The following is a 2,465-nucleotide window of genomic DNA, read 5'->3' as shown; positions in this document are numbered from 1 at the left end:
TTTTTAAAAGCTAAACTAACGTCCTACTTTACAACCTTTCAAATCTTCTGCTCTTTATCTCCTGCACTGTTTCCCTTCCTCCGAAGCGGGATGCAAAAGTAGGAAAAATAACCCAACCACAAAACAATTCAACTAATTCATTTGTATACCGACCCTAACTGCATGGCGCACAAGCATAAAAACTTCAGATCTCCGATAAAGGATAGCCAGATTAAGCAATATTAAGATTGTTGTAAATTGTTAGGGGCTGAAAATAGCAAAGTCATAGCTTCGTTATGGCTATGCTCATCAGGTCAAAATAGGGTTAGAATAGAAGGATTGATCTTATTTAGGAAGTGTTTTTAATAATTCTTTAGCAGGAACTAATTTTGCATTTCCCTCTTTATCACCGATAACAAGACTTCTATTATGTAAAGCGGCTTCTTCCACCATTTTTCTGGAAGATATCTTCAATCCAAACATAACTTTTTCTGTAAATGTAGAGTCTTGATTTATACCATTAGTGTTATTCATGAATACCTCCTTTAATCTTATCCCAAAGTTCGTTATTAAAAACTGTTTTTCCAAAGCCATCAGATTTCGCTATTAACTCTGGAACAGGGTTCATATTATCTACAAGTGTCCACTCCTCACAAATTGGCATATACAGATTATATAAATTATAGAGACCTCTATTATACCTGCGTAGAATAATTTCTGATGGAATATGGTGGCCGCCCTCACTAACTCGTTGTGCTACTCTCTTTATTGCAACACCTGGAGAACTTAACCAGAAATACAATAGCCGAACTTTATATCCCAATGAATGAGCCTGCTTAATCAGAGAAACATAACTTCGTGTTGAAAGCGTGGTTTCAACCGCAAAATCAGCTTGTTCACTGAGCAATTCCTGGATACGGTTTAACATTGTCCTACCAGCTGCCACTGCTACACTTTCTGGATTAAACGGAGATAAACCAGCTGCAATATTATCTGCATTAACAAATTCACGACAATTCAATATTTCTGGAAGGATAGTGTAACTAGCGGTCGTTTTTCCTGCGCCATTACAGCCAGATATAATATACAAATTAGGCATAAATCGTCCTTTCTAAATCTTGAAATTCGAAGCACTTTCTGCAAATAATATCTAGTGGAAGCTTTAAAGGAATTAACGTATTCCGCTCTGGAGCATTACTCTTCATAAATGTAAATATATCCAGATAAAAATAAATGTTATAATTATTTATTATCCGGGTTTCTGTCCCTAATCGTTAAGAAAAATCGGGGCAAACCAGCAAACATGTACAACTTAAAAAGCGGAGTTAATCGGGAAAATTTGTCATGATCCGGGATTTAACGTAAATTAAACATAAAAATTTGTCAAATGCATACCAGGCAAACATGAATAAGTCACCATGGATAACAACCTCCATTGGATCAACAGGAATCATCCTTAAATGTATTCCTGATAATCTGACCGAGTGTATTTAAATTGGCATGTACTGCCCCCATGGTATTATTGAAATAAACGAATACTTTTTTTCCTTCAGCAAGCCATTCTGTAACATAACTTGCATACTCGTACAATACATCATCAGGATAACTCCCGCGATAGTCGCCATCAGGGCCATGAAAACGCAAATATATAAAGTCTGGATGTGTTTCCATTACAGGACTATTTGCAGGTGTCTTGTCGTGGATCACCATTCCAAACTGATACCTGTCCAGCAGCTCATAAATTTCTTCTACGTATAAAGACTGGTGACGGAACTCCAGCGCAATTTTCCATTCCATTGAAGGATCATTATCACGCAATACCTGCATCAGCCTTCCCAGCTGCACTAAATGTGAAATGCGAATACTTGCAGGGAACTGTACCAGCAGACAACCCTTCTTTTCTTCTACCTGTGATATCACCTGCATAAACCTGGCAACAACATCCGGATCAAATGCAAGGTCTCTATTATGCGTAATCTCCCGGAACAGCTTAAACGTGAACAGAAAATTATCAGGCACCTCAGTGGCCCACTTTTTTACCGTTGAAGCCAATGGTACCTTGTAAAAAGAACTATTAATCTCAATGGTATTCATTAGTGAACCATAGTAACAGAGCCTCGACCTATCCTGAAATTCTACAGGATAATGCAGTTTATTGGGAACAGGTAGCAGTAATCCGCTAATCCCTGCATAATAATTATTGAATGAGTTATTCATAGTATCCTAAATCAGATACCACAACAATAATCCAGGTGATTTGTTGGAATACATGATTACGCCCATAGTGAGAGGATAGTATAAACCGGTAAGGTATGAAAGGTTTGCGCTGATCACCAGGGAAAAGTTGCCTCTAAAAAAGATCGTCAGCTACGAGCGGGATAACGCCAACTCACCGCGAATAAAAAAGGTTAAAAACCAGAAAAGCCTCTCAGTTTCCTGAAAGGCTTTCTTTAAGATTTGGCACCGACCTACTCTCCCACGTGTTA

General features: G+C 38.0%; 3 protein-coding genes. All 3 read right to left on the bottom strand.

Annotated elements, in window-relative coordinates; genetic code table 11:
* Window positions 1-324: 324 nt before the first annotated feature.
* On the bottom strand, window positions 325-513 hold the full coding sequence (locus tag GSQ84_RS27695) for a hypothetical protein (RefSeq protein WP_158800641.1): 189 nt from the start codon (window positions 511-513) through the stop codon (window positions 325-327).
* Entirely contained in the window at window positions 506-1,078 is a 573-nt protein-coding gene (locus tag GSQ84_RS27690; RefSeq protein WP_158800640.1) for a zeta toxin family protein, read from the bottom strand. The genes GSQ84_RS27695 and GSQ84_RS27690 overlap by 8 nt, the downstream gene beginning before the upstream one ends.
* Before the next feature lie 341 nt (window positions 1,079-1,419).
* Window positions 1,420-2,196: a DUF72 domain-containing protein gene (locus GSQ84_RS27685; RefSeq protein ID WP_158800639.1), complete on the bottom strand. Its 777-nt coding sequence runs from the start codon at window positions 2,194-2,196 to the stop codon at window positions 1,420-1,422.
* Window positions 2,197-2,465 lie beyond the last annotated feature (269 nt).

It is taken from the genome of Pedobacter sp. L105 (genome assembly GCF_009765875.1).
GTDB lineage: Bacteria > Bacteroidota > Bacteroidia > Sphingobacteriales > Sphingobacteriaceae > Pedobacter.
Note: the sequence above shows the minus strand (reverse complement) of the source record. Positions and strands in the feature narration are given on the sequence as shown.